A 25,825-nucleotide genomic window follows, 5' to 3' on the forward strand; every position below is an offset into this window, starting at 1 on the left:
CCACCGAGACGGTGAAATTGGCCTGTGCCTCGGGTGTCAGCGCGATTTCCACCACCTTTTCGACGCCGCCGGCACCGATGATGCATGGCACACCGACATAAAGGTCGTTGACGCCATATTGCCCCGTCAGGTTCACGGCGCAGGGGATGACGCGCTTCTGGTCATGCAGATACGCCTCGGCCATCGCGATGCCGCTGGTGGCGGGCGCAAAATAGGCCGAGCCGGTCTTGAGCAAGGCGACGATCTCGCCGCCGCCGCTGCGGGTGCGCTGCACGATGGCGTCGATGCGCTCCTTGGTGGACCATCCCATCTTGATGAGATCGGGCACTGGAATGCCGGCGACGGTCGAATATTCGATGACCGGCACCATGGTGTCGCCGTGGCCGCCGAGGACAAAGGCCGTGACGTCCTTGACCGAAACCTTGAATTCATCGGCCAGGAAATGCCGGAACCGCGCGCTGTCGAGCACGCCAGCCATGCCGACCACCATGTGATGCGGCAGGCCGGAAAATTCACGCAGCGCCCAGACCATGGCATCGAGCGGATTGGTGATGCAGATGACGAAGGCGCCCGGCGCATTGGCCTTGATGCCCTCGCCCACAGCCTTCATGACCTTGAGATTGATGCCGAGCAGATCGTCGCGGCTCATGCCCGGCTTGCGGGCGATGCCGGCCGTCACAATGATGACATCGGCGCCGGCGATATCGGCGTAATCGTTGGTGCCCTTGATATTGACGTCAAAGCCTTCGACGGGGCCGCACTGCGACAGATCGAGCGCCTTGCCCTGCGGCACGCCTTCGACCACGTCGAACAGCACCACATCACCCAGCGCCTTGGCGGCGGCGAGATGCGCCAGCGTGCCACCGATATTGCCAGCGCCGATCAGCGCGATCTTCTTGCGGGCCATGGAATTTCCTCTTGAGTCGGCTTTGAATGTCGCAGTGCGGGATAGTCCGGTGCGGGCGGCTGTGCAACCGCAGCATGAGGGTGACGGACAAAAGTCACAGGAAGTTACGGCGTTTTATTCGCCATGACCAAGCGCCAGATAGGTTTGCGACTGCATTTCCATCAACCGGCTGACCGTGCGCTGGAATTCGAACGCGCCGTCACCGGCCGGATACAGCGCCGCCGGCTGCGCATCTGCCGACGCGATGAGCTTGACCTTGTATTCATACAGCGCATCGATCAGCGTCACGAACCGCGCCGCCTCGTTGCGGTTTTCCGGGCCGAGCACGGGGATACCGACCAGGAACACGGTATGGTAATGCCTTGCGATGGTGAGATAATCCGCAGCACCCAGCGCGGCGGCACACAGCCGCTTGAACGAGAACACCGCCGTGCCCTTGAGCGATTTGGGCACATGAAGCATGCGCCCGCCCGGCACTTCCAGCGTTTCGGTCGGCACCATCGCGCGGTCCTCGACGGGATAATCGGTCATGCGGAAAAACGCCGCCGCCATGGCCTGCGTCGCCGCCGGACCGTTCGGCACATGCCAGGCGCGCGTGCCGGCCAGCCGCTGCATGCGGTAATCGGTGGGGCCGTCCAGCGCCACGACATCAAGGCGTTGTTGCAGCAACGTGATGAACGGCAGGAACAGATGGCGGTTCAGCCCGTCCTTGTAGAGGTCGTCCGGCGCACGGTTGCTGGTCGTCACCACACACACGCCGGCATCCATCAAGGCGGTGAACAGCCGCGAAACGATGGCGGCATCGGCAATGTCCTTGACCTGCATCTCGTCAAAACACAGCAGGCGCGCGCCCGCCGCCACATCGGCGGCCACGGCCATCAACGGGTCAGGCTGGCCGGCCTTTCGCGCGTCATGGATGGCGCTGTGGATTTCGCCCATGAATTCATGGAAATGCACCCGGCGCTTGGGCGTCACATCGGCGTGCGTGAAGAACAGGTCCATCAACATGGACTTGCCGCGCCCGACCCCGCCCCAGATGTAAAGCCCGCGCAGGACAGGCGCCGGCGCCCTGCCGGTCAGGCGCGCCCATAGGCCGAACTGCGGCGGCGGAGCGGCCAGCGCCGCAGCGAGCGTATCCAGCCGCGCCGCAACCTGCGACTGCGCGGCATCGGGTTTCAGTTCGCCCGCCGCCACCAGCCGGGCATAGGCGGCGGCAACCTTGTCCAATTCAATCGACCTGATGCGATTCCGGCCGGCTGCTGGCGCCGTCACCCAGCGGGCGCGCCGGACGCGGGATCTTGCGCATCGTGCCGGTGAAACTGGCGACATTGACACCGTCCTGCGTCACCAGCCCGCGCACGAACAGCATCTTGCCGGTTTCCTTCAGTATTTCGCCCGATGCCTCGATCGGTTTGCCGACAATGCCTGCCGACAGGAAATCCGTGGCGCAGGACAGGGTCACGGCTGCGGAGTTTTCGAGCTGGCGAAAGATGAAGGCGAACATCGCCATGTCGATGAACGACATGATGAAGCCGCCATGGATGTATCCCAGCCCGTTGCTGTGCCGGCGGTCGGTTTCCATCCGGCATTCGACGCCGTGATCGCCCTGCCGAAAATAGAAATCGCCCAAAAGCGACGCAAAGCGCCCGTCAGGCTCTCGGCGCCAGCAGATCCACCCCGCATTGGGGCCATCGGTGATGAGTTCGCGTGTCATGGCTGCGGAGTAGCGCCCACGCGCCGCAGCGTCCAGTGGGAGAGGTGTTCCGGGTCAGCCCTTCAAGGCCCGCGCTCCCCCGTCACCCCCGCGAAGGCGGGGGTCCATCGCCGGACTGCTGCTAAGGCAAGGACAGATCAGGTTGCGCCTAACCCGCGAAGGCGGGAGATGGACCCCCGCCTTCGCGGGGGTGACGTCGCACCGTGGCGCGGCGCGGGCGGCGCGGGGGGCGCCGCAGCCCTAGCCGGCCCGCTCCATCATCATCACCTTGATCTCGGCAATCGCCTTGGCCGGGTTCAGCCCCTTGGGGCAGACGTTGGAGCAATTCATGATCGTGTGGCAGCGATACAGGCGGAACGGATCCTCCAGCGCATCGAGCCGCTCGCCGGTCATCTCGTCGCGGCTGTCGGCCAGCCAGCGATAGGCTTGGAGCAGGATGGCCGGGCCGAGGAACTTGTCGCTGTTCCACCAATAGCTGGGGCACGCCGTCGAGCAGCAGGCGCACAGAATGCACTCGTACAGCCCATCCAGCTTGGCGCGGTCATCGACGGTTTGCAGCCGTTCCTCGCCGGACGGTGCCGGGGTGACCGTCTGCAGCCACGGCTTGATCGAGGCATATTGCGCATAGAAATGCTTGAAATCGGGCACCAGGTCCTTGACGACTTCCATGTGCGGCAGCGGCGTGATGACCACTTCGCCCTTCACGTCCGCAATCGCCTTGGTGCAGGCCAGCGTGTTGGTGCCATCGATGTTCATCGAGCATGATCCGCAGATGCCTTCACGGCACGAACGGCGGAAGGTCAACGTCGAATCGACCTCGGACTTGATCTTGATCAGCGCATCCAGGACCATCGGGCCAGTGGCATCGAGATCGAGCGCATAGCTGTCATAGCGCGGGTTCTGGCCATCGTCGGGGTTCCAGCGATAGACCTTGAACGTCTTGGTTCGTGCCGCACCGGCGGGGGCGGGATACGCCTTGCCATTGCTGGAAATCTTGCTGTTCGCGGGGAGAGAAAACTCAGCCATTACAACTTCCTGTCAGATTCTTCTGATGGCGATCAATACGTCCGTGCCTTGGGCTTGATATATTCGATGTCGTCCGACAGCGTGTAATCATGCACTGGGCGCGCAGCCAATTCGACGCCGCCGTCGCGGAACCAGCCGAGGCTGTGCACCATCCATTTGTCGTCATCGCGGGCCGGAAAATCCTCGTGCATGTGCGCGCCGCGGCTTTCGTGGCGGGCCTGGCCCATGTGCATCGTCAGCACGGCCTGCCCGATCATGTTGTCGAGTTCCAGCGTTTCGATCAGGTCGGTGTTGAACACCAGTGATCGGTCGGAAATGCCGATATCGGCCATGCGCTGATAGACGGCGTCGATCTTGCGCACGCCTTCGTCGAGGATTTCGCTGGTGCGGAACACGCCGGCGTTCGACTGCATGGTCTTTTGCATGGCCAGCCGCACCTCGGACGTGCTGCTGCCGCCCTTGGCGTGGCGGAAACCATCGAGCCGCCCGATGGCGAAATCGCTGGCGGCGGCAGACACCTTGGCATGGGGTGTGTCGGGTTTCTGGATTGCGGCGATGCGGTGCGCAGTGGCGCGGCCAAACACCACCAGATCGATGAGGCTGTTGGAGCCAAGGCGGTTGGCGCCGTGGACCGAGACGCAAGCCGCTTCACCGACGGCAAACAGCCCTGACACGACGCTGTCGGGGTTGCCGTCCTTCAGCGTCACGACTTCGCCGTGATAATTGGTCGGGATGCCGCCCATGTTGTAATGCACGGTCGGCGTGACCGGGATCGGCTGCCGGGTGACATCGACGCCGGCAAACACCTTGGCGGTTTCCGAAATGCCCGGCAGGCGTTCGTGCAGAACGGCCGGGTCGATATGGTTGAGGTGCAGGTTGATATGGTCGCCCTCGGCACCGACACCGCGCCCTTCGCGGATTTCCATGGCCATCGACCGGCTGACGACATCGCGGCTGGCAAGGTCCTTGGCGGACGGGGCATAGCGTTCCATGAAACGGTCCCCGGCCGCGTTGGTGAGGTAACCACCCTCCCCGCGTGCGCCTTCGGTGATGAGCACGCCGGCGCCATAGATACCGGTCGGGTGGAACTGCACGAATTCCATGTCCTGCATCGCAACGCCGGCCCGGATCGCCATACCGCCGCCGTCACCCGTCGAGGTGTGCGCGGACGTGGCGGAGAAATAGCAGCGGCCATAGCCGCCGGTGGCCAGCACGGTCTGATGGCTGCGGAAACGATGAATGCTGCCATCGTCCATGTTGATGGCGATGACACCCTTGCACTCGCCGCCGTCCATGATGAGGTCGATGGCGAAATATTCGATATAGAAGTCGGTGCTGTATTTGAGGCTTTGTTGATAGAGCGCGTGCAACATGGCGTGGCCGGTGCGGTCGGCGGCGGCACAGGTGCGCTGCGCGGGCGGGCCGGCGCCCATGTTCTGCATCATGCCGCCGAACGGGCGCTGATAGATGCGCCCCGCTTCGGTGCGGCTGAACGGCACGCCGAAATGTTCGAGTTCATAGACAGCGGCCGGCGCCTCGCGGCACAGATATTCGATGGCGTCCTGGTCGCCGAGCCAATCGCTGCCCTTGACCGTGTCGTACATGTGCCAGGTCCAGTGATCCGGACCCATGTTGCCAAGGCTGGCGGCGATGCCGCCCTGCGCCGCGACCGTGTGGCTGCGGGTCGGGAACACCTTGGTGATGCAGGCGGTTTTCAACCCGGCTTCGGCGATGCCCATGGCCGCACGCAGGCCAGAGCCGCCGGCACCGACGACAACGGCGTCATACACATGATCGATGATCTGATAGGCTGCGGCCACGTTACTCTCCAAACCCAGTCAGGCGGCGGCGAAAGCGATTTTCAGCACGGCAAACATGCCGGCCGCCGCGCCCGCCGAAGCGTAGAAATTCAATGCCAGCATGGCGACCATGCGGCGCGTACCTTGCAAGTAATCCTCGATGAAAACCTGCACGCCCAACCGCATGTGCCAGAAAACGCTGATGACCATCAGCAGCATCGGCACCGCAGCGACAGGCTGCCGCAGCCATAGCGTCACGCTGGCATAATCCAGCGCCGGCAACCGCGCGAGCGACGCCACGAACCACAGCATCAGCGCCAGATTGGCAACGGCGGTGACGCGCTGCAGCCACCAATGGTGCACGCCTTCCTTGGCGGCACCAAGGCCGCGCACCCGGCCGAGATCGGTTCCCGCACCCACGGTCAAAGCCCCTTGGTGAACATGATGAAACCCCAGACCAGTGCGGTGGCCACGGCCGAAAACACGAATGTCAGCATCGCGGAACGCCGCGACACGACAAGATCATAGCCGGCGCCGGTATCCATGATCAGATGCCGCACGCCCGATGCCATGTGCTGGAACAGCAGCCAGGTGCAGCCAATGGCGATGATCATGCCGATGGGACCGAACGCGACAGCGCGGAAATCCTGATAGGCCGCAGGGCCACTGGCCGCAGCAAGCAGCCACCAGAGAAACAGCCAGGCCGCGCCCAGCGCCATGGCGTTGCCGGTGATGCGGTGCATGATCGACACGATCGCATGCACCTGCCACCGCCAGATGGTCAGATGCGGCGACAAGGGCCGCGGCGCAGTGGGACGATTGCCCATGAGACTCCCCAGTAAAACAAACTGTGCCGGCGCACCGACAATGCCGTAGTCCTTAATGCCTGTGCCGGTCAGCGCAACTGCCTAACCGCCGCATTGCAGCAAAACGGTGCGTGCCAGCCCGGCATAACGATGGACCAGCGCGCCGCGGTAGCCGGCATCGGCCATCATGCCGAGAAAATGCTGACGACTGGGATAGCGCACGAGCAGCACCTTGTCCCAATCCGTTTCGGGCGTGCCGGCCATGCCGATGAACACCTGCTCGGCCGGGCCATCGTACAGCACCTGCGCCTGGCTGATGGCGCCGACCGTGACGGTAAAGGCGTGCTGGTAGCGCGCATAGGCCTCGATGCCGCTGCACGGCGCCATGCCGGCGTCGGCGGGATAGTCGGCATCAGCCCTGAATTTCAGCAGGTTGAGCATGACTACTGGGCCATCGCGGCCCGCATCGCGAAGCCTGCGCACCTGATCGGCGCTAGGGTCAATGGAACGGTCGATACTGGTCATATGAGGGGACTCGGCAGAAGGAACAATCAAGGTTAGCATCCCACCATCAGACGGCAAAAGCCGCAGGCATTTTGGGGAGGATGACATGGCGACCATCGCGCGCGGCGACCTTTCGGATGACATGAATGTGCCACTTGAGGCCATCGACCCCAGCGATGCCAGCCTGTACGCGCAAGACAGCTGGCGGCCGGTATTCGCCCGGCTGCGCGCCGAAGCGCCGGTGCACTATCAGGCCAATAGCCCGTTCGGCCCCTTTTGGTCCGTCAGCCGCCATGCCGATATCCAGGCCGTGGAGGCCCGGCCCGACATTTTTTCCTCCAGCCATGAATTCGGCGGCATTACGGTCGTGGACCTGTTCGGTGAATTCAATCTGCCGCAGTTTATCGCCATGGACCGGCCGCGCCACGGCGAGCAGCGCCGCACGGTTTCGCCCGCCTTTGGCCCCGGCGAAATCCAGCGCATGGCCGAGCAGGTGCGGCTGCGTACGGCTGACTTGCTCGACGCCTTGCCGATCGGGACGCCGTTTGATTGGGTGGACACGGTGTCTACCGAGCTGACCACCCAGATGCTGGCGATCCTGTTCGATTATCCCTGGGAAAAGCGGCGCGACCTGACGCTGTGGTCCGACTGGGGCGGCGATATCGAAGCAGCGCTCAACCCTGCCACCAAGGATATCCGGCAGCAGCATCTCATCGACATGACACATGCGCTCGATGCGCTGATGGCGCAGCGCAAAGCACTGCCGCCAACCAGCGACCTCATTTCGCTGATGGCGCATTCGGATGCGATGGGCGACATGCCGTTTCAGGAACGCACCGGCAATTATATCCTGCTCATCGTCGGCGGCAACGACACGACGCGCAATTCCATGTCTGGCGCTATCGAGGCACTGAACCTGTATCCACAGGAATGGGAAAAGATGATCGCCGATCCGGGCCGCATCCAGGGCGCGGTCGCCGAGATCATTCGCTGGCAGACGCCGCTGGCGCATATGCGGCGCACGGCGCTGTGCGATGCCGATATCGCCGGCGTGCCAGTGAAACAGGGCGACAAGATCGTGCTGTGGTATATTTCGGGCAACCGCGATGAAAGCGTGTTTCCCGATGCCGAGCGTTTCGACATCAACCGCCCCAATGCCCGGCGGCATTTGTCGTTCGGTTTCGGCGTCCACCGCTGCGTCGGTGCGCGATTGGCGGAATTGCAGCTGCAAATCCTGTTCGAGGAAATGCTCGCCCGCCGCATGACCGTGCGCCAGACTGGCCCAGTAGAACGCGTTCCGCAAAGCTTTGTCCATGGTTTCCGAACCATGCCGGTCATCATCGAGCGACACTGATGCCCAAGGTCGATCCCGCCGCCCTGCCCGTCCTGACCGGCAGTGGCTATCTGCCGCCGTATGACAGCGAAGTGGCAGGTCGCAGCCGAGTGGCGGTCGGCGAGGAAGGCGGGCTGAGCCAGTTCGGCGCCAATCTCGTCACGCTCGCGCCGGGCGCCTGGTCAAGCCAGCGCCACTGGCACAGCCATGAGGACGAGATGGTGGTGATGATCTCGGGCGAAGCCGTGCTGGTGGAGGAAGAGGGCGAAACCCTGCTGCGTCCCGGCGACATTGCGATCTTCCCGGCCGGCGCCGCCAATGGCCATCATCTGCAGAACCGCAGCAACCAGCCAGCAAGCTTTGTCGCCATCGGCACCGACATGCCCGACACGGATGAATGCCATTACCCGGATATCGACATGCACCTGGACCGCGAAGGCTTTCGGCGGAAATAAGCGCCCTGAGGTGGCCCCTGCGGATCAGCCGCCCCCTGACAGCCGCTTGAATGTCGCATAACGGGGGTTGTCCACTGCCACCTTGGCCATGACCGCGACTTGCAGGGCCTCCAGCAGCCCCGGCGTTTCGGCTGTCAGTTGCCCGGCGCGCAATCGTCCGCACAGTTCGGCGCGCAGGGCATCGAGGCCGGCATCAGCACGGCTGTCGGCGCCCAGAAAACCTGCCAGCGCGGCGCGTTCGGCGTCACGCGGTTGCTGCGCCAGTTCGCGCGCCACGATAGCCAGCGCGTTTTGCGCCACCTTGGCATGAAAGGCGCGGCGGCCCGACAATGTGCCCTCGACCTCGGCCAGAAAGCCAGCCACGGCCTCGATCAGCGCGGCGGCTTCGATCTGTTCGGCCATCAGATGTCCCCGAAACGGATAAGGTGGACGAGATCGAGTTCGACTTCGGAGACGCGGCGGCCGATGGCAGCGCGCTCGACGGACCGCACCCGGCCCGACACATGGTCATTGCCCAATTGCAGGCACGACAGACCCCAGCGCAGCGTGCCCCACACTTCCCACATATGGGCGCGGGTCCGGTCCACCGCCGCACCGCCGGCCGCCGCATAGGCTTCGTAAAGGTCTTCGCGCTCTCCGAAACCGCCCACCGGCTTTTGCCAGACGCCAAAGCGCCAGGCATTGACGCACAGCCAGCCCAGATCCTCGGCGCCGTCGCCCAGATGCGCCAGTTCCCAGTCGAGCACAGCGGTCAGGCCATCGGGCGCCACCAGCAGGTTGCCGCTGCGAAAATCGCCGTGGACAATATTGACGGGCGCCCGGTCGCCGCAGCGTTCGCGCAGCCACGCAAAGGCCAGATCGAACACCGGCGAGGCAACGCCGAAATGCCGGTAATTTTCTTCCATCCGGGCCAGCATCTGCGCCGTCGAGCCGGCCGGCAGCGGCAAATCGGCCACCATTGTCAGCGGCAGGGCATGCAGCCGCGCCAGCACAGCGGCGCATTGCTGCGTCAAGACCGCCCGCGCCGGGGCATATTCCGGCAGTTTCAGCCACTTGGGCGCCAGCGCCTCGCCGGGCAACCGCGCCATGACAAAACCTTCGCCAAGGCCATCTTCAGGCGACAGGATCGCCACCACTTCGGCCACGGGCAGCCCGTGTTCATAGACCCGGCGCTGCAACATCGCCTGCGCCACGCGTGGCAGGCCGCCTTCCGGCACCGACCCGGCAGCCGCGCATTGCAGGATCAGCGGCCATACCTGACCGTCCTTGATGGCATCAACCGCACAGGTCGCAGACGATGCACCGCCCGACAACGCCTCGATCCGGGTCACTTCGGCGCCGATGATACGCGCGACGACGCCGGGCGACGGATCAGTCATGGACGAGCCGCGCATAGGCCAGTTCGTCGAACCAGTCATCGCCGTCGCGCCAGCTTTCGACAAAGCGGCCTTCGAGACGGAACCAGCAGCGTTCGAGTACACGCTGCGCCGGGCGATTTCGCGAATCCGTCACCGCTGCAAGCCGCCGGCGGCCGGCCTTGAACAGCGCCTTGACCATCTGCTCCAGGGCTTCGGTCGCCAGCCCCTGCCCCTGCCAGTCAGGCGCGATGGCAAAGCCGATTTCCGCCTGGGCAAGGCGCGGCGCCGAAAAGCGCACGCCGAGATCGCCGACAAGCCGGTCGGCGCGGTCGAGGATGGCGAACTGTTGCCAACCATCAGAATCCACCCCGGCGCGGTCCTGCATCGCGCTGATGATGGCAATGCTTTCCGACACCGGCCGCTCAAGGGGATCAAACGGCGCTGCGCTGCGGATTCCGTGCCAGTCCTCGGCATCGGCGACCCGCATCGGCCGGATCGTAAGCCGATCGCTCATCAACAACCATTCACGCAAAATGCCCGGCTCCCCGCCCCATGTTCCGATGCGTCACCATAGTGTCAGCGGGAACAAGCGCCAGAGCCAGATTCGGCTCATTCAGCGCGCAACTGTTGCCATCATGCCACGGTTGCGGGGTTCCCAAAACCCGCAAACGCCGGTAATCCACCATTTGTTTCGGCTGGGGGTCGCCCATCCGATACGGGTGATACGGACCCGAAGTGCCCGAAGCCCGCTACCAGCTTATCCTTTGGGAAGGTCCATAATGCGTATCTCCACCACCCTGCGAGCAACCTTGCTCGCATCGCTTGCCAGCACTGCCTTTGCCGCCACAGCCGTTTCGGCACAGGCAGTCGCCGCCGACGAAGGCGAAGAATCGGCTGAAATCATCGTCACTGCCTCCAAGCGCGCCCAGACGCTGCAGGACACGCCGATTTCGGTGTCGGTGACCGGCAAGCAGCAGATCGAAAACGCACAGATTCGTGACGCACTTGATCTCCAGACGCTCGTGCCGTCGCTGCGCGTTTCGCAGCTGCAAAGCTCGGCCAACACCAACTTCATCATTCGCGGCTTCGGCAACGGCGCCAACAATGCCGGCATCGAACCGTCGGTCGGCGTGTTCATCGACGGCGTCTATCGTTCGCGCTCGGCTGCCCAGATCGGCGATCTTCCCAGCCTCGAGCGCGTCGAAGTGCTGCGCGGCCCGCAGTCGACGCTGTTCGGCAAGAACGCATCGGCCGGCATCATCTCGATCATCACCGCCGAGCCCAAATTTGAACTGGGCGGCAGCGGCGAATTTTCCTACGGCAATTTCAACGCCATCGTAGCCCGCGCCGAAATCACGGCGCCGATCACCGACAAGGTGGCGTTCAGCGCCGCTGTCAACGTCAACAAGCGCGATGGCTATGTCCGCAACATCACGCAGAACATCAACGAGAACGAGCGTGATCGTTGGGGCGTCCGCGGCCAGTTGCTGATCAAGCCCAGCGATGACTTCAAGCTGCGCCTGATCGCCGATTACGACAACATCGACGAGAATTGCTGCTCGGTGGTCAACATCGTCGATGGCCCGACCGGTAATGCCGTGCGCGCCGTGGGCGGCCGGCTGATCTCCAACCAGCCGCTGGCCCTGACCAGCGCGACGAACTTCCCGTCATCGAACAAGATCAAGAACTACGGCTTTTCAGGCCAGGCCGATGCCAATGTCGGCGACTTCGACCTGACCTTCATCGGCGCCTATCGCGGCGTGCGTCAGGACACCAACGCCGATTCCGACTTCACCAGCGCCGACATCATCGGTTCCAACCGCAACACCACCAACATCGACACTTTCACCGCCGAAGCGCGGGTGGCATCGAACTTCGATGGCCCGTTGAACTTCCTGGTGGGCGCCTTCTACTTCCATGAAAACATCGATGTCGATGCCGCCCTGACGTTCGGCCGGGACTTCCGCAACTATGCCAACCTGCTGTCTGGCGGCAATTATGGCGGCCTGGAGCCGACGCTGCGCGCGCTGCTGCCGGGCACCCCCGCTGGCCAGTTCGGCGGTCAGGGCCAGGGCCGTTTCGAAAAATATGACTATCAGGACCGTGCCATCTCGATCTTCGGCTCGGCCGATTACGAGCTGAACGACCGCCTGACCTTCAGCGTCGGTGCCAACTACACCCGCGACCGCAAGAAGGTAGCAACCAACAACAGCAGCACGGACGTGTTCTCCGGCCTTGACCTGGTGCTGGCCGGCGTGCGCGCCGGTGTACCGGCGTCGGTTGCCAACACAGCAGCCAACCCGTTCCTGGGCTTGCGCGCGCTGCAGTTCCTGCCGCCGTTCCTCAACTACCCCAACGCTGTCGAAGATGGCCGCACTGCAGACAATGACTTGTCCTACACCGTGCGCCTCGCGTGGAAGGCGACCGACAATCTGAACGCCTATGTGACTTATGCCACCGGCTTCAAGGCATCGTCGATCAACCTGTCTGCGGATTCGCGTCCCACGGCTGCCAACTTCATCCCCGGATCGCCGGCACAGTCGCCGGCACCTGGCACATCGCCGATCCGCACTGCGCTTGGCGCCAACCTGCCGGTCAACCTCACCACCGGCACGCGTTTCGCCGGTCCCGAGGATGCCAAGGTGTTCGAAATCGGCCTGAAGGGCAATTTCGAGGGCTTTGCCTTCAACTTTGCGATGTTCAAGCAGACGTTGAATGGCTTCCAGGGCAACATCTTCAACGGCACCGGCTTTGTGCTGGCCAACGCCGAGCAGCAGTCCACGTTCGGGATCGAGCTCGATACGGTCATCACGCCGGTTCGCAACTTCAGCATCACCGCCAACTTCACCTATCTTGATCCGAAATACGACAAGTTCACTGGTGGCTCCGCGCTGCAGACCAGCACGTTCAGCGTCGTCCCGACCGATCTGACCGGTCGTCGTCCTGCCGGCATCCCGCAGTTCGCACTGTCCTTTGGCGTCGATTACAAGATCGAAGTCAGCGACACTGCCAAGTTGATGCTGCATGCCGATTACCAGCATGAAAGCCCGACGCAGCTCGCCGAAGGCACTGTGCAGCTCAAGCGCAGCGTCAACAACATGAACGCCGCCATCACGCTCGCCATGACCAATGGTCTGGAAGTGGCGCTGTGGGGCCGCAACATCACCAACGAAGCCTGGATCACGACGATCTTCCCGGGCGTGGCACAGGCCGGCACCTTGTCCGGCTATCGTAACCAGCCGCGCACATGGGGCGGCCTGGTGCGCTACCGCTTCTGATCGCTTCTGCATTCAGCCTGCGATATGGGGGTGTCTGCAATGCGGGCACCCCCTTTTGCGTGAAGGGCCGCCATGTCACCGCTTGAAACACTGGCCGCGATCCTGCTCCTGATGAACAGCGCGCTGCTGGCGCGGCGTTCGGTCTGGAACTTTCCGGCCGGCATGGCGGCGGTGGCGATCTACGCCTGGGTGTTCTTCGATGCGCGGCTTTACGCCGTGGCCGGATTGCAGATGTTTTTTCTGTTGGCACAACTTGCCGGACTAATGGCCTGGCGGCGGGCGCCGACCGATTCCGGCGAGGTCGCGGTGCGCACCATGCCGGCGCGGTGGTGGCCGTGCGTCATGATGGCCGGTGTGCTGGGCAGCGCGGCGCTGGCCCTGTTGCTGCACCAGACCAATGCCGCTGCCCCTATCAGCGACGGCATAGTCACTGCCTTTTCGCTGGTCGCCCAGGTGCTGACCAATGGCCGCTATGTGCAGAGCTGGCCGCTTTGGGCCGGTGTCAACATCATGTCCATTGCGCTGTTTGCCGGACAAGACCTGTGGATCACGGCGGGGCTTTACGGCTTGCTGTTGACCATCGCGCTCTACTCCTGGCGGGCGTGGACGCTGATGCTGGCCGCAGACACGGCTCCATGACGCTGCGTGTCTGCCTGACCGGCGTGGAAAGCACCGGAAAATCGCGGCTTGCGCCTCGATTGGCGGCGAAATTCGGCGGGATCACCATGCCCGAATATGGCCGGGAATGGGCGGAGACCAATGGCCTCGACTTTACTACGGCTGCACTTCGGGAGATTGCCGCCACACATGTCGCCCGCCGCATGGCACTGGAGGCCGCTGCGCCGCGCCTGATTGTCGAGGACACCGATGTGGTGATGACTTCGGCCTGGCAGTTCATGCTGTATGGCAGCCGCGATGCGCTGCTTTCGGCGATGCCGGCAGACGCCGACCTGTACCTGTTGATGTCGCCCGATACGCCTTGGATCGAGGATGGCACGCGGCAGTTTTCCGGGACCGACCGGTTGCGTTTCGCCAGCGCAGTCAGCGAGGAACTGCAGCAGCGCGGTATTCGTGCCGTGACCATCGGCGGCGATTGGCGCGCGCGCTTCATGGCGGCACAGGCGGCCATCCAGCTGTTGGGGCTGGAACCGGTTTAGCTCTGGACAAGATATGCCGCGCCGCGCGACAGGGGCACATGGTCAATATTCTTCTCACCGGCGCCTCACGCGGCATTGGCGCAGCCACTGTGGCGGCTTTGTCGGGACATAACGTCGTCGGCCAATCCACAAAGGGCGGAGGCGGGTTCATTGGGGCGGATTTCGCCCTGCCCCGCGCTGCCGACGCGCTCTGGGCCGAAGCGCTGGAACGCTGCGGCGGCCGCATCGATGTGCTGGTCAACAATGCCGGCGTGTTCGAAACCGCCGATATCGATGACAGCGACGACGCCTTTGCCGAAGCCTGGGCACGCAGCCACGCCATCAACCTGCAATCCGCCGCCGACTTGTGCCGCCATGCAGTCAGGCATTTCCGCGCGTCTGGCGGCGGCCGCATCGTCAATGTCGCCAGCCGCGCCGGGCATCGCGGCGATTCGCCCAAACACTGGCACTATGCCGCCGCCAAGGCCGGCATGATCGGCATGACCAAATCGATCGCGCGCGGCTTTGCGGCTGACAACATACTGGCCTTTGCCGTGGCGCCGGGCTTTACGATGACCGGCATGGCCGAGGAATACCTCTCCAGTCGCGGCGGCGACAAGCTGCTGGCCGACATTCCGCTAGGGCGCGTCGCCGGTGCCGAGGAAGTCGCTGAAACCATCCGCTGGCTGGCGCTGGAGGCGCCGGCTTCGCTGACCGGCGCGACACTTGATATCAACGGCGCCAGCTACGTTCGATGACCGTCACGCTCACGCTCTGGTGCAATCGCCGCGATGCCGAAAACCTTCCGGAAATCGGCGATATCTTTCCCGAACTGATCGATCCGCCGACGCTGAACGTCGAGGAGCCGGACCCGGACCAGCCGGATGACTGGCTGCTGACCGCCTATTTCGCGCAAACGCCGCCGCAGGAATGGCTGGACCGCATCACCGCGCATTTTCCGTCGGCGCGGGACATATTGGTCGCTGAACTGCCCGAGGACGACTGGACCACCCTGTCACAGCGCGGGCTTGAACCGGTGCGCGCCGGGCGTTTCATCGTCCACACCCGCGCCCATGCCGATAAGGTGCGCCCCGGCGACCGGGCCATCGCCATCGAGGCGGGGCTGGCGTTTGGCACTGGCCAGCATGCGACGACACTTGGCTGCCTGGCGGCGCTGGACCGGCTGGCACGGCGACAGCGGTTTCACAATATCGCCGATATCGGCACCGGCACCGGCGTGCTGGCGCTGGCGGCAATGATGCGCTGGCCCGATGCGCGGATCACGGCCAGCGATATCGATCCGATCTCCATCGCCGTGACCAACGCCAATGTGCGGGACAATGGCCAGAAACTGGGTTCAGCGGCCGGCCATGCCCTGACATTGGTGGCGCCGGGCATGGAATCACTCGGGCTGTCGCGGCGCGCGCCCTATGACCTGATTTTCGCCAACATCCTCGCGCCGCCGCTGATCGCCATCAGCCGGGATCTTGCTTGCGCATTGGCGCCGGGCGGCGTTCTGGTGCTGGCGGGCTTGCTGCGCCACCAGGCACGGGCGGTGGCCAATGCCTATCGAAAGCACGGCCTTGTGCCGGCGCAATGGCCGCGCCGGGCCGAATGGCCCTGCCTGGTGCTGACGCGCAAAGCCGGCGTTTAGAGTGCGTGGAACAGGCGGGTTTCGCCGGTAACCGGTATCAGCATCAGGCGCGGCTTGCGGCGCAGGGGCGCGGGCTGCGCCAGGGCAACATGCGACCGGGGGCGCTGCTGCGGTTCGAGTTCGGTGGTCATGATCTTCATGGTTCAGGCTCCTGCCCATCTGGCGGGCCAATTCCCACCGGATGAGTAGGGGATTACGGCAGCATGACAGTCTTTTGCAGTGCAGCATTACAGCCATCAGCCATGCAATTTCTGCATATGCGGCAAATTATCCTGCTTTTGCGTTCTCCACCATGGCAAGCCAGCCCGCCTCGTCGGTGACTGCAACGCCCAGCGCCTCAGCCTTGGCGCGTTTCGAGCCGGCATCCGCGCCCGCCACCACCAGATCCGTCTTGGCCGACACCGAACCTGCGACCCGCGCGCCCAGAGCTTCGGCTTGCGCCCGCGCCTCGTCCCGGGTCAGGCCGGCCAGCGATCCGGTGAACACCACGGTCTTGCCCGAAAGCGCCGTGGCCTGCGCCGCAGGCAGCGGCGTTGGCGCGATGGCGGCCAGCAGATCGGCAAAGGTATCGCGGTTGTGCGGCTCGGCAAAGAAATCGATCAGGGCCTCGGCCACGATCGGCCCGATGCCGTTTATCGCCGTCAATTGCGCCAGTGCATCGGGCGCGCCGGCAGTGTCCCTCACCGCTTCGGCGCTGCCATAATGGCGGGCAAGGTCACGCGCCGTCACTTCGCCGACATGGCTAATGCCCAGCGCGAACAGGAAACGGTCCAGCCCCACGCCGCGCCGCGCCGCAATGGCCTCAAGCAGCTTGTCGGCGGATTTTTCCTTGAAGCCCGGCAACGCCAGCAGCGCCTCGCGCTTGCCCGCCAGCCGGAAAATATCGCCCGGTGATGCAATCAGGCCCTGGTCGGCAAACACCTCCAGCCGCTCGGTGCCAAGCCCTTCGATATCGAGTGCGCTGCGCGACACGAAATGGCGCAGCCGTTCGTGCCGCTGTGCCGCGCAGGTCAGGCCGCCAGTGCAGCGCCGGATGACTTCGCCTTCCTCTCGCACGGCGGCGGCGCCGCACACCGGGCAATGATCGGGAAACACCCAAGGTTCGCAGCGCGGCGCTGCACCGGGGACAACAGCCAGAATCTGCGGGATGACATCGCCGGCGCGTTGCAACCGCACGCGGTCGCCGGGGCGCACGTCCAGACGGCGAATTTCGTCCTCGTTGTGCAGCGTGGCATTGGTGACAACGACTCCGCCCACCGTCACAGGTTGCAATCGCGCTACCGGCGTCAGCGCGCCCGTGCGGCCCACCTGGATTTCGATGGCAATCAGCGTCGTTTCAGCCTGTTCGGCAGCAAATTTATGGGCCGTGGCCCAGCGCGGCGAGCGCGCCACCTGCCCCAGCCGCGCCTGCCAGTCGAGCCGTTCGACCTTGTAGACAACGCCGTCGATATCGAACGGCAGGTCGGCGCGCTGCCGCTCCACGTCCCGGGCGAAATCCAGCGCTTCGGCCATGTCCGCACACGACCGGCGCAGCGGGCCAAGGTCGAATCCCCAGTCGCCCAGCGCCGCCATCACCTGCGTTTGTGTCTCGCCGGGCATGGCGCTCATTTCGCCCCAGCCATGGGCAATGAAGGCGAGCGGACGCTGCGCCGTGATCGACGGGTCAAGCTGGCGCAAGGACCCTGCCGCCGCATTGCGCGGATTGGCGAAGATCTTGCCGGCGATGCCGGCCTGCCGGGCGTTCAGATCGGCAAAGGCCGCCTTGGTCATGTACACCTCGCCGCGCACTTCGGTGATGGCCGGTGCGCCCGGCGGCAACGACAGGGCAAGCCCGCTGACATGACGGATATTGGCGGTGACATCCTCGCCCTCGGCACCGTCACCGCGCGTTGCCGCCGTGACCAGCCGGCCATTTTCGAACCGCAGCGATGCCGACAGGCCGTCGATCTTGGCCTCGGCCAACAGGGCCACCGGTTCGTCATCGGCCAGCCCCAGAAAGCGGCGGACACGCGCCACGAATTCCAGCGCCTCGTCATCCGAGAACACATTGTCGAGGCTGAGCATCGGCTTGGCATGGACGACCTTGCCAAATCCGGCGGCAGGCTTTGATCCCACTCGCCAGCGCGGGCTGTCCTCGCGCACCAGATGCGGGAACGCCGCCTCGATGGTGTCATTGCGCTGCACAAGCGCGTCATAGTCGGCGTCGCTGATTTCGGGCGCGTCTTCGGTGTGATAGCGCCGGCCATGCTCGGCGATGACGATGGCAAGCCGCGCCAGTTCAGCAGCGGCTTCGGTGTCGGTCTGGGGCAATGCGGTCATGCGGCTGGCTTATCAGGCGCGGGGGCGCGGCGGCAACATGTGACGGGGCGGTAACGGCGTGCGACCTCTCCCCGCCGGGGAAAGGTCGCGCAGGATGCAGGGCCTAGAATTTGAAGCCGGCCATCACGTTGAATGTACGCGGGTCGCCGTAATAGACCGTCTGGATGTTGCCGACCGAGCTGAATTCCTGCCCGTCAGTGCGATACAGCGTGTCGAACAGGTTCTTCACCCCGCCTTGCAGATACCAGCGGGCGTCCTCGGCGTCGAAGCGGATGGTGGCATTGGCAACCCAATAGCCGGGTTCGCGCAGGCCCGGGCGGTTGTCCACGCTCAGCCAATGGGCGTCGACAAACCGCGCATCGCTGCCGAATGTCACCGTGCCGGCGCCGGCAATCGGGATACGATAATCACTGCCAAGTGCCAGTGTGATCGGCGGTGCAAACGCCGGCTGGCACGTGATGGCCTGGCCGGTGGGATTGCAGCTGAAGGTCTGCGGGGGCACACGGCGGCCATCGTTGAATTCGCGGTAGTTCGCATCGAGCGTGCCGATCGAGGCGCGCAGGTTCCAGCGGCTGGTCGGCTTGATGACCGCTTCGCCCTCAAATCCGAACATGCGCAGCCGGCCCGCGTTCAACACGGGAAACACGCCCGTCGCGCCGACTAGCCCGCCGCCGACCCGCGCCTGGAAATCCCGGAAATCCGACAGGAAGGCCGTCGCCGAAAGATAGACCCGGCCATTCAGGAAGCTGCCGCGTGCGCCGGCTTCATAGGTCCAGACCGTTTCGGGGCGAAAACTTGTCACCAGCGTCGGGGTGCCGTTCACCACCAGCGTCAGGTCGTTGAGGCTGTTGGCACGGCCATTGAAGCCCCCGGATTTGAAGCCACGACTGGCCGAGACATACAGCGTCTGGTCGGGCGAAGGCTTGAAGCTGAGGCTGATCGACGGCGTCCAGGCATCGAATGCCAATTCGTTGTTGGCATTCAGGGGCGCCGGCAGATTGTCCGGGAAACGGAACGTGACATTGTTGAGGAACGCCGCGCTGGAACTGGTCGTGGTGAACCGGTTGTAGGCGCGGGTTTCATGCGTATAGCGCAGGCCGCCCGTCAGGCTGAGCCGGTCGGTGAACTTGTAGCTCGCCTGGCCGAAGGCGGCGTAGCTGCGGGTTTTCTGCCGGTCGTCGATGAAGCGCGTGAAGCTGACCGGCCCACCCAGAAAGGTGAACAGGTCGTCGGCATAAGCTTCCTGATGCGAACGCACGGCTTCATCAAGGTAGAACAGCCCGACCACGCCGGTGAAATTGTCGGTATCCCATTTCAGCTGCAATTCCTGGGAGAACTGCTGCTGCCGAATGCCGACAAAGACATCGCCAAGCTCGGCCTGGCTGGCATCGATATCGATGAACAGGTCGGGACTGAGCTTGCGATAGGACGTGATCGACGACAGGCTGTACACGTCCGACAATTCGGCATTTACCGTCAGGTTCAGGCCCCAATGGTCGAGCCGCTGGCCCTCGTTGCCGCGAAAGCTGGTCGAGGCACGGAAATCATAGCGGCCATAAGGCTCGGCCGGCACCAGCGTCGTCACGCCAGCCGGGAACAGGCTGGTTTGCAGCAGCGGTGCGGTCGCATATCCCAAGGTCAGGCCAGTGCGCTGGCGGTTGTAGTCGGCAGACAGCAGCACTTCGACCGTGTCGGTCGGCTTGGCACGCAGGATGCCGCGAACCGTTGCTGAATTGCGGTCATTGTAACGCCGGCCGGTGCGCGGGTCGGTCACCAGGCCATCGCGCTTGTCCCATTGTGCCGCAAGGCTGAGCGCCAGCCGGTCGCCGACCAGCGGCGCGGAGACATAGCCGTTGAGCAATATCTGGTCATAGCTGCCATAAAGCGCCGAGCCGGCAGCCTTGAAGGTTTCGAGATCGGGTTTCTTCGACACGATCGATATGGCGCCGCCGGTGGTGTTCTTGCCATACAAGGTGCCTTGCGGCCCGCGCAGCACTTCGATCCGCTCGACGTCGAACAGCCCAAGCAGCGCGCCCTGGATGCGGCTGAGATACACACCGTCTATGTAGACGCCGACGGCCGGATCGAAGGTCTGGAGCGCGTCTGGCTGGCCGATGCCGCGAATGAAGATGTTGGCGCTGGCCGCCGATCCGCGTCCCTGCACCAGATTGAGATTGGGGGCGGCAGCCTGCAGACCGGTCAGGTCAACAGCCTGAAGACGTTCGAGATCGGCAGCGGCAAAGGCAGTGACGGCAACCGGCACATCGAGCAGGCGTTCATCACGGCGGCGCGCCGACACGATGATTTCGCCTTCCTCCATGTCGGCTGGCACCGCGGCAAAGGTATCGCGCACGGCGGCCGGCGTCGTCATTGGCTGGGGCGCCACTTCCTGCGGCGCGGCCAGCGCCGGCGTGACGCCGCCCAGAGCGGCACCAATCAGCAACAGGCTGCGCAATGTTGACTTTGTGGCCATGACAGTCTCCCCAGCGTGCGGCGCACAAGACTTGCGCGCCTGTTGGAACCAGCATAGTGAAACATGAACCACTATTCAACTAGGGTTCATGAGGGGGATCATGCCAAAGTCGCTGAATGTGGCCGGAAAGCCGCAACCGCCTTATCCAGCCCTCCCTGCCGCTGGTGCATCCAGTGGAAGCAAGGTGCCGCGCACGGCGCGCGGGCAACGAACATTGCGCGCGATTCTCGATGCAGCCGCAGAAGAATTTGGCGCAGCCGGTTACTACGAGGCCGGAATCACGCGGATCTGCCAGCGCGCCGGTGTGGCGACTGGCAGCTTCTACACCTATTTCGAGTCCAAGGAGGCGGTGTTCCGCGCCCTTGTCGCCGACATGAGCCGGCAAATGCGGGAACATGTTGCGCCCCACATCCTTGCCGCGCCCGACCGGTTGGCGGGTGAGCGCGCCGGCATTGCCGCCTTCATCGGCTTTGTCCGGCACCACAAGGCGATGTACCGCATCATCGACGAAAGCGCGTTTGTCGCCGAGGACGCCTATCGCCGCCATTATGTCGAAATTGCCGAAGGCTATGCCCATTCGCTCACTCAGGCGTTCGGGGGCGGCGAGATTTCCGATGGCGACATGATGGTGCGGGCCTGGGCCATCATGGGCATGAACGTGTTCCTCGGGCTGCGTTTCGGCGTCTGGGACGAAAGCATGTCGCCCGATGCCGTCGCCGAAGTCGCAGCCAGACTGATTGGCGAAGGGCTGCGGCCGCGCTAAGACTGGCGGCATGACAACTTCCGACACACTCGCCTTTGCCAGCATCGCCGAAGTGGGCGCGCAACTGCGGGCCGGCACGGTGACATCCGCCGCGCTGACCGACATGATGCTGGCGCGCATCGCGGCGCGCGACGGGCATTTCCACAGCTATGTCACCGTTACCGCTGATCGCGCCCGCGCAGCAGCCGCGCGCGCCGATGCAGACCTTGCGGCGGGCCTTGACCATGGCCCGCTCCACGGTATTCCGGTGGCGGTCAAGGACCTGTGCGCCATCGCCGGCGTCCCGCAAACCGGCGGCATGGCATTCCGGCGCGATGCCGTATCGCCAGTCACCGCCTTTTGTGTCGCCCGGCTAGACGCCGCCGGCGCGGTCATTCTGGGCACGCTCAACCTCACCGAAGGCGCCATGGCCGGCTATCACCGCAGCTTTGCCGTGCCGGTGAATCCATGGGGGAAAACGCTGTGGCCAGGCGGCTCGTCCAGCGGCTCGGGCGTCGCGGTGGCAGCCGGGCTGTGCTTTGCCGCCATCGGCACCGACACCGGCGGCTCGATTCGCTTTCCGGCACTGGCCAATGGCGTTGTCGGCCTCAAGCCCAGCTATGGCCGGGTCAGCCGCGCCGACGTGCTCGAACTGGCCGGCTCGCTCGACCACATCGGCGCATTGGCCCGGCATGTCGGTGATGCGGCGTTGCTGGTGCAGGCCATGGCCGGCGCCGACCCAGCCGACCCGACCAGCCTTGCCGGCCCTGCGCCGGACATGATGACAGGCATCGGCGGCGCTATTGCCGGCCTGCGGCTGGGTGTTGACCGGCGGTATAACGCCGATGGCACCGCGCCGGAGGTTGTCGCGGCCATCGAGGCTGCGCTGGCACGATTTGCGGCGATGGGCGCGACGATCGTGGATGTGACCATGCCAGCCGACACGGAATCGATGGTGCCGGTGTGGTTTGCGCTGTGCTCGCACGAAGCGGTTCTGGCCCATGCCTCCACCTGGCCATCAAGCGCGGCGGATTATGGCGACTATTTCCGCGATTTCCTGTCGTTCGGGTCCAGCCTTGATGCCGCAAGCATCGCATCGGCAAGGGCCGCGCGTGCGGATTATAACCAGCGCTTTGCCGCTGTGCTTGCAGGCTGCGACGCGCTGGTCGCACCGGCAGGCGGCATCACATTCGAGATGGACATCGACCTGTATGGCGGCATGGCGGCCACGTCCGCGCGGTTCAACCATGTGCGGATGGTCCACACAGTGCCGGCCGATTTTGCCGGCACGCCCAGCCTCACGCTGCCCTGCGGCGTCAGCGACGATGGCCGGCCTGTCGCCCTGCAACTGATGGGCGCAGCCGGTGCCGAGGCGCTGCTGTGCCGCATCGGCCAGGCGTTCGAACAGAACGCGGACTGGTGCCGCGCCTATGAAGGACTGCCCGCCAACCGCGCCTGAGCCGCATCGGCCCGGTCCACCAGCCAGCCGACCGCAATCGCCACACCAAAGGCAAACAGCGCCAACGCGCCCATGCCAGCGGGTGATGGCGGCTTGCCGGGCAGCGCATTGACGAGCGCCAGCACCAGCATCGCGGCAAACCAGCCGATCGCCGGCCGCGCCGCCAGCCCCGCATCCCGGCGCGCCGCCACCCACATGCCCATCACAAGGCCGAGCAGGCCCAGTTCCACGATCATCTCGGCCATCGGCAGGTTCCACAGCCCCAGCCCGACCTTTGGCCCGCCCAGCCCGAGCGGCAAATCGGGCCGGTGGACGAGCAAGTCGGCCAGCCAGTGCGAGAACACCACGGCAGCAATCCACCAGCCGTCCCTGCCCCACAGCCGCACCGCCACCAGCCCGGCCAGCAGCGACCAGAGCAGCGCGGCGGGCAGGCTGTGGGTATACTGCATGAAATACAGATCGAGCGGCGAGCCCGGCAGCCCCGGCACCAGCCGCAGTTTTTCCACCCCCGCCATCACCAGCGTGCCCCAACCGATATCCAGCAGCTGCGCCGCCCCGACACAGGCCCAGAACGGCAGCGCCGGTCGCAGCGCCTTGGCCGCGACACTGGCGGCGAAATGACCGATGAACATGTGATCCCTCAGGCGAAATCAGCTTCCTCGTACAACGGCCTGATCTCGATCTCGCTTGGGCCAGGCATGGGATTGGGGCAGCGCTTTACCCATGCAATGGCCTCGTCCATGTCCTTGACTTCCCACAGCCAAAAGCCGGCGACAAGCTCGTGCGCCGGGGTGAACGGGCCAGGAATGACGGTGCGACCGGGACCATCGAAAGCCACACGCACGGCGTGACATGTGGGCCTCAGTCCGTCAGCGGCGCGCAATATGCCCGCCGCCTGCAACGCGTCGTTGAACAAGTCCATAGCCGCCATATCATCGGCCGTGGGAAGCAGGGGTCTTTCGCTCTCCTCGGTCGCTTTCACAAATACCATCACGCGCATGACCAGCCTCCTCGCCGCTACGGCATGCTATCCCGGCAATGTCGCGGCGACCACAAAAATTGCCCTATCCCCGCCGCACCGGCCAGGACGTGATGCCGCCGGCGAACAGCGCCCACCAGACCAGAACCGGCTGCAGCATCAATCGCGGCACATGATAACCCCAGCCCATGACCGTGCCGCCCAGCGCGATGCCTTCGGCCGCATGCTTGATATTGGCCGGGAACACGCACACCGCATAGGCGGCCAGCCCCCAGCCGGCGGCGCGGCGCAGACGGGGAAGCAGCAGCCCGATGGCACCGAAAATTTCGGCAACACCGGTCAGCAGAACGACCTCGCGCGGGAACGGCACGAAATCGGGCATGATCGGCAGAAACCCTTCCGGGCTGCGCAGATGCACATAGCCGACAAACCCATAGATGATGGCCAGCACCAGCCGTGCGGCAGTCCTGCCCCCCTCCAGAGTCACCGGGACGCTGCGTCGCGGTTGAGCGCCTGGCCCATGTCCTTTTCCAACGGGAAGCGGTTGAACGGCATGAACTGCAACATCACGACCACGGCCAACTGCCGCACCCGGTCGACCATGAACAACGTGCCGGCGGCGCCGCCCCAGCCATAAGCCTCTGCCGGACTGCCGTTGACGCTGCCGCCTGCATCACCATTGCGCGTGTCGAACAGCGTCAGCCGCCCGCCGGCGCCAAAGCCGTTCCTGCCTTCGAAAAACAGCCCCTGCGGCATCAGGTTGGACATGGCGAGCCGGGCAGTGCCGCGCGGCATCACCGTGCGCCCTTCGAATTCGCCCTCGTTGAGCAGCATCTGGGCAAATCGCGCATAATCGCGCGCCGAGGCCACGAGCCCGCCACCGCCGGACAGAAGTTTCGGCCGTGTCGTGAAACCGTCGCGTTCGATGGGCCGGATCGGCTGCGGTTTGTCGAGCAGCCGGCCATCGGGCGTGAACCAGGCGTAGTTATCGGCAAGCCGGCTTGGCTCCCGCGCCCAGAAACCGGTGGATTTCATGCCCAGCGGCCCGAACAACTGCGTATCGAGCACCTTGTCGAAGCCCTGCCCCGTCAGCCGTTCCAGCGCGGCGCCGGCCACATCCAGCCCGACCGAATACCGCCAGCCGGTGCCCGGCGCCTGCCACAGCGGCAGCCCGGCCAGCGCCGTGACCATGCCGGTCAGATCGGGCAGCGGCGCGTCGCCGGGACGCAGAAAGCCGTTGATGGAGCCGGGCTGCACGCCGACACGGCGATATTCCCGCTCAAGGGCGCCTTCGCCGTTGATGGCATAGCTCAGGCCCGACGTATGCGTCAGCAGGTGGCGGAACGTCATCACCTTGTCGGTCGGCACGCTGTCCAGCCCCTTGGCCGGATCGACCAGCACGCGCTGCCCGGCAAATTCCGGCAGCACTTCGGATACCGGCTGATCCAGCTTGAGCTCGCCGGTGGCCACGCGCTGCATGATCGCCATGGCAGTGATCGGCTTGGACATGGAATAGACGCGCCACAGCGAATCCGGCGTGGCCTTTTCGCTGCCGCCAAAGGCCATTGTCCCGGCGCTGAGGAACTGCGGGCGATGCTTGCCGGGCGTCACCAGTGCCACTACCGCGCCCGGCACGCGTCCGGCCGATACATAGGAATCAATCAGCGATTGCAGCGCACCGGTGCTGAGTACAGGCTCGCTGCTGCGCGCCGCCGCCGGCACCGCACTGGCCAGCGCCGTGCCGGCTACGGCCGCCATCATGCTGCGGCGGTCGATGGTCATTTCGGTCATATCGCTCTCTCCAACAATCGTGCGGCCTGCGCGCGGGCTTCTTCGGTGACATCGGCGCCCGACAACATGCGGGCAATTTCCTCGCGGCGCTC

At 64.7% G+C, this 25,825-nt stretch carries 27 protein-coding genes; 9 read left to right on the forward strand and 18 right to left on the reverse strand.

The features are described 5' to 3' along the window. The 8 genes from mdh to RMQ73_RS05440 form a co-directional block, all read right to left on the reverse strand. On the reverse strand, positions 1 to 907 hold a 907-nt coding region (gene mdh, locus RMQ73_RS05405), incomplete at its 3' end, for a malate dehydrogenase (protein WP_310497046.1). Between the two features lie 114 nt (positions 908 to 1,021). Next, complete coding sequence (gene zapE / locus RMQ73_RS05410; protein WP_310497047.1) at positions 1,022 to 2,134, reverse strand: cell division protein ZapE; 1,113 nt, start codon at positions 2,132 to 2,134, stop codon at positions 1,022 to 1,024. 1 nt (position 2,135) lies between these two features. Continuing rightward, positions 2,136 to 2,621, reverse strand: coding sequence for a PaaI family thioesterase (locus RMQ73_RS05415; RefSeq protein WP_310497048.1), 486 nt, complete (start codon positions 2,619 to 2,621; stop codon positions 2,136 to 2,138). 240 nt (positions 2,622 to 2,861) lie between these two features. After that, the gene (locus RMQ73_RS05420) at positions 2,862 to 3,647 is read right to left on the reverse strand and encodes a succinate dehydrogenase iron-sulfur subunit (protein WP_310497049.1); all 786 of its coding nucleotides are present in this window, start codon (positions 3,645 to 3,647) and stop codon (positions 2,862 to 2,864) included. Between the two features lie 32 nt (positions 3,648 to 3,679). Then, the gene (sdhA, locus tag RMQ73_RS05425) at positions 3,680 to 5,467 is read right to left on the reverse strand and encodes a succinate dehydrogenase flavoprotein subunit (protein WP_310497050.1); all 1,788 of its coding nucleotides are present in this window, start codon (positions 5,465 to 5,467) and stop codon (positions 3,680 to 3,682) included. Positions 5,468 to 5,485: 18 nt separating this feature from the next. Then, a complete protein-coding gene (gene sdhD / locus RMQ73_RS05430) occupies positions 5,486 to 5,866 on the reverse strand; it encodes a succinate dehydrogenase, hydrophobic membrane anchor protein (protein ID WP_310497051.1) in 381 nt (126 codons plus the stop codon). 2 nt (positions 5,867 to 5,868) lie between these two features. Further along, a complete protein-coding gene (gene sdhC / locus RMQ73_RS05435) occupies positions 5,869 to 6,273 on the reverse strand; it encodes a succinate dehydrogenase, cytochrome b556 subunit (protein ID WP_310497052.1) in 405 nt (134 codons plus the stop codon). 81 nt (positions 6,274 to 6,354) lie between these two features. Then, complete coding sequence (locus RMQ73_RS05440) at positions 6,355 to 6,777, reverse strand: DUF1330 domain-containing protein (RefSeq protein WP_310497053.1); 423 nt, start codon at positions 6,775 to 6,777, stop codon at positions 6,355 to 6,357. 85 nt (positions 6,778 to 6,862) lie between these two features. Between RMQ73_RS05440 and RMQ73_RS05445 the strand changes: the two genes are divergently transcribed. Both RMQ73_RS05445 and RMQ73_RS05450 read left to right on the forward strand, forming a co-directional pair. After that, a complete protein-coding gene (locus tag RMQ73_RS05445) occupies positions 6,863 to 8,110 on the forward strand; it encodes a cytochrome P450 (protein ID WP_310497054.1) in 1,248 nt (415 codons plus the stop codon). Further along, a complete protein-coding gene (locus RMQ73_RS05450; protein WP_310497055.1) occupies positions 8,110 to 8,544 on the forward strand; it encodes a cupin domain-containing protein in 435 nt (144 codons plus the stop codon). Before RMQ73_RS05445 ends, RMQ73_RS05450 begins: the two co-directional genes overlap by 1 nt. Positions 8,545 to 8,568: 24 nt before the next feature. Here RMQ73_RS05450 and RMQ73_RS05455 read toward each other — a convergent pair whose 3' ends face one another. From RMQ73_RS05455 to RMQ73_RS05465, 3 genes are read right to left on the reverse strand one after another with little or no spacing between them, the layout of a single operon-like run. Further along, positions 8,569 to 8,946, reverse strand: coding sequence for a DUF6285 domain-containing protein (locus tag RMQ73_RS05455; protein WP_310497056.1), 378 nt, complete (start codon positions 8,944 to 8,946; stop codon positions 8,569 to 8,571). After that, entirely contained in the window at positions 8,946 to 9,923 is a 978-nt protein-coding gene (locus RMQ73_RS05460; RefSeq protein ID WP_310497057.1) for a phosphotransferase family protein, read from the reverse strand. Before RMQ73_RS05460 ends, RMQ73_RS05455 begins: the two co-directional genes overlap by 1 nt. Continuing rightward, entirely contained in the window at positions 9,916 to 10,416 is a 501-nt protein-coding gene (locus RMQ73_RS05465) for a GNAT family N-acetyltransferase (protein WP_310497058.1), read from the reverse strand. Before RMQ73_RS05465 ends, RMQ73_RS05460 begins: the two co-directional genes overlap by 8 nt. Before the next feature lie 265 nt (positions 10,417 to 10,681). On the opposite strand from RMQ73_RS05465, the gene RMQ73_RS05470 reads away from it, so the two are divergent. The 5 genes from RMQ73_RS05470 to RMQ73_RS05490 all read left to right on the forward strand — a co-directional run bounded on the left by RMQ73_RS05470 (position 10,682) and on the right by RMQ73_RS05490 (position 15,970). Beyond that, a complete protein-coding gene (locus tag RMQ73_RS05470) occupies positions 10,682 to 13,180 on the forward strand; it encodes a TonB-dependent receptor (RefSeq protein WP_310497059.1) in 2,499 nt (832 codons plus the stop codon). Between the two features lie 72 nt (positions 13,181 to 13,252). Next, positions 13,253 to 13,819: a nicotinamide riboside transporter PnuC gene (gene pnuC / locus RMQ73_RS05475; protein WP_310497060.1), complete on the forward strand. Its 567-nt coding sequence runs from the start codon at positions 13,253 to 13,255 to the stop codon at positions 13,817 to 13,819. Beyond that, complete coding sequence (locus RMQ73_RS05480; RefSeq protein WP_310497062.1) at positions 13,816 to 14,337, forward strand: ATP-binding protein; 522 nt, start codon at positions 13,816 to 13,818, stop codon at positions 14,335 to 14,337. Before pnuC ends, RMQ73_RS05480 begins: the two co-directional genes overlap by 4 nt. Positions 14,338 to 14,375: 38 nt before the next feature. Next, on the forward strand, positions 14,376 to 15,074 hold the full coding sequence (locus tag RMQ73_RS05485) for an SDR family oxidoreductase (protein WP_310497064.1): 699 nt from the start codon (positions 14,376 to 14,378) through the stop codon (positions 15,072 to 15,074). Then, entirely contained in the window at positions 15,071 to 15,970 is a 900-nt protein-coding gene (locus tag RMQ73_RS05490) for a 50S ribosomal protein L11 methyltransferase (protein ID WP_310497065.1), read from the forward strand. The genes RMQ73_RS05485 and RMQ73_RS05490 overlap by 4 nt, the downstream gene beginning before the upstream one ends. On the opposite strand, the gene RMQ73_RS05495 is transcribed toward RMQ73_RS05490, so the two are convergent. From RMQ73_RS05495 to RMQ73_RS05505, 3 genes are all read right to left on the reverse strand, one after another. Further along, a complete protein-coding gene (locus RMQ73_RS05495; protein ID WP_310497066.1) occupies positions 15,967 to 16,110 on the reverse strand; it encodes a hypothetical protein in 144 nt (47 codons plus the stop codon). The genes RMQ73_RS05490 and RMQ73_RS05495 overlap by 4 nt on opposite strands. 127 nt (positions 16,111 to 16,237) lie before the next feature. Beyond that, a complete protein-coding gene (ligA, locus tag RMQ73_RS05500; RefSeq protein ID WP_310497067.1) occupies positions 16,238 to 18,289 on the reverse strand; it encodes an NAD-dependent DNA ligase LigA in 2,052 nt (683 codons plus the stop codon). Between the two features lie 103 nt (positions 18,290 to 18,392). Continuing rightward, positions 18,393 to 20,762 (reverse strand): TonB-dependent receptor, encoded by a 2,370-nt coding sequence (locus RMQ73_RS05505; RefSeq protein ID WP_310497068.1) that lies wholly within the window; start codon positions 20,760 to 20,762, stop codon positions 18,393 to 18,395. Between the two features lie 214 nt (positions 20,763 to 20,976). Here RMQ73_RS05505 and RMQ73_RS05510 point away from each other — a divergent pair, with 214 nt between their 5' ends. Together RMQ73_RS05510 and RMQ73_RS05515 are read left to right on the forward strand one after the other, a co-directional pair. Beyond that, entirely contained in the window at positions 20,977 to 21,525 is a 549-nt protein-coding gene (locus RMQ73_RS05510) for a TetR/AcrR family transcriptional regulator (protein ID WP_310497069.1), read from the forward strand. Between the two features lie 10 nt (positions 21,526 to 21,535). After that, a complete protein-coding gene (locus RMQ73_RS05515) occupies positions 21,536 to 22,963 on the forward strand; it encodes an amidase (RefSeq protein ID WP_310497070.1) in 1,428 nt (475 codons plus the stop codon). Here the strand turns inward: RMQ73_RS05515 and RMQ73_RS05520 are convergent. The 4 genes from RMQ73_RS05520 to RMQ73_RS05535 form a co-directional block, all read right to left on the reverse strand. Beyond that, positions 22,933 to 23,595, reverse strand: coding sequence for a hypothetical protein (locus tag RMQ73_RS05520; protein WP_310497071.1), 663 nt, complete (start codon positions 23,593 to 23,595; stop codon positions 22,933 to 22,935). The two genes, RMQ73_RS05515 and RMQ73_RS05520, sit on opposite strands and share 31 nt — an antisense overlap. Positions 23,596 to 23,603: 8 nt before the next feature. Continuing rightward, on the reverse strand, positions 23,604 to 23,963 hold the full coding sequence (locus RMQ73_RS05525; protein WP_310497072.1) for a YciI family protein: 360 nt from the start codon (positions 23,961 to 23,963) through the stop codon (positions 23,604 to 23,606). A gap of 64 nt (positions 23,964 to 24,027) precedes the next feature. Beyond that, positions 24,028 to 24,429 (reverse strand): DoxX family protein, encoded by a 402-nt coding sequence (locus tag RMQ73_RS05530; protein ID WP_310497073.1) that lies wholly within the window; start codon positions 24,427 to 24,429, stop codon positions 24,028 to 24,030. After that, entirely contained in the window at positions 24,426 to 25,733 is a 1,308-nt protein-coding gene (locus tag RMQ73_RS05535; RefSeq protein ID WP_310497074.1) for a serine hydrolase domain-containing protein, read from the reverse strand. The genes RMQ73_RS05530 and RMQ73_RS05535 overlap by 4 nt, the downstream gene beginning before the upstream one ends. Positions 25,734 to 25,825: the final 92 nt, after the last annotated feature.

This window comes from Sandarakinorhabdus sp., from assembly GCF_031430775.1.
Lineage (GTDB): Bacteria > Pseudomonadota > Alphaproteobacteria > Sphingomonadales > Sphingomonadaceae > Sandarakinorhabdus.

Bases quoted from the DNA above. Each gene is read 5' to 3' on its own strand.
- RMQ73_RS05415 (WP_310497048.1), bottom strand. From the start codon at position 2,621: ATGACACGCGAACTCATCACCGATGGCCCCAATGCGGGGTGGATCTGC.
- RMQ73_RS05420 (WP_310497049.1), bottom strand. From the start codon at position 3,647: ATGGCTGAGTTTTCTCTCCCCGCGAACAGCAAGATTTCCAGCAATGGC.
- sdhC (WP_310497052.1), bottom strand. From the start codon at position 6,273: ATGGGCAATCGTCCCACTGCGCCGCGGCCCTTGTCGCCGCATCTGACC.
- RMQ73_RS05440 (WP_310497053.1), bottom strand. From the start codon at position 6,777: ATGACCAGTATCGACCGTTCCATTGACCCTAGCGCCGATCAGGTGCGC.
- RMQ73_RS05445 (WP_310497054.1), top strand. From the start codon at position 6,863: ATGGCGACCATCGCGCGCGGCGACCTTTCGGATGACATGAATGTGCCA.
- RMQ73_RS05450 (WP_310497055.1), top strand. From the start codon at position 8,110: ATGCCCAAGGTCGATCCCGCCGCCCTGCCCGTCCTGACCGGCAGTGGC.
- RMQ73_RS05455 (WP_310497056.1), bottom strand. From the start codon at position 8,946: ATGGCCGAACAGATCGAAGCCGCCGCGCTGATCGAGGCCGTGGCTGGC.
- RMQ73_RS05460 (WP_310497057.1), bottom strand. From the start codon at position 9,923: ATGACTGATCCGTCGCCCGGCGTCGTCGCGCGTATCATCGGCGCCGAA.
- RMQ73_RS05465 (WP_310497058.1), bottom strand. From the start codon at position 10,416: ATGAGCGATCGGCTTACGATCCGGCCGATGCGGGTCGCCGATGCCGAG.
- RMQ73_RS05470 (WP_310497059.1), top strand. From the start codon at position 10,682: ATGCGTATCTCCACCACCCTGCGAGCAACCTTGCTCGCATCGCTTGCC.
- pnuC (WP_310497060.1), top strand. From the start codon at position 13,253: ATGTCACCGCTTGAAACACTGGCCGCGATCCTGCTCCTGATGAACAGC.
- RMQ73_RS05480 (WP_310497062.1), top strand. From the start codon at position 13,816: ATGACGCTGCGTGTCTGCCTGACCGGCGTGGAAAGCACCGGAAAATCG.
- RMQ73_RS05485 (WP_310497064.1), top strand. From the start codon at position 14,376: ATGGTCAATATTCTTCTCACCGGCGCCTCACGCGGCATTGGCGCAGCC.
- RMQ73_RS05490 (WP_310497065.1), top strand. From the start codon at position 15,071: ATGACCGTCACGCTCACGCTCTGGTGCAATCGCCGCGATGCCGAAAAC.
- RMQ73_RS05495 (WP_310497066.1), bottom strand. From the start codon at position 16,110: ATGAAGATCATGACCACCGAACTCGAACCGCAGCAGCGCCCCCGGTCG.
- ligA (WP_310497067.1), bottom strand. From the start codon at position 18,289: ATGACCGCATTGCCCCAGACCGACACCGAAGCCGCTGCTGAACTGGCG.
- RMQ73_RS05505 (WP_310497068.1), bottom strand. From the start codon at position 20,762: ATGGCCACAAAGTCAACATTGCGCAGCCTGTTGCTGATTGGTGCCGCT.
- RMQ73_RS05515 (WP_310497070.1), top strand. From the start codon at position 21,536: ATGACAACTTCCGACACACTCGCCTTTGCCAGCATCGCCGAAGTGGGC.
- RMQ73_RS05520 (WP_310497071.1), bottom strand. From the start codon at position 23,595: ATGTTCATCGGTCATTTCGCCGCCAGTGTCGCGGCCAAGGCGCTGCGA.
- RMQ73_RS05525 (WP_310497072.1), bottom strand. From the start codon at position 23,963: ATGCGCGTGATGGTATTTGTGAAAGCGACCGAGGAGAGCGAAAGACCC.
- RMQ73_RS05535 (WP_310497074.1), bottom strand. From the start codon at position 25,733: ATGACCGAAATGACCATCGACCGCCGCAGCATGATGGCGGCCGTAGCC.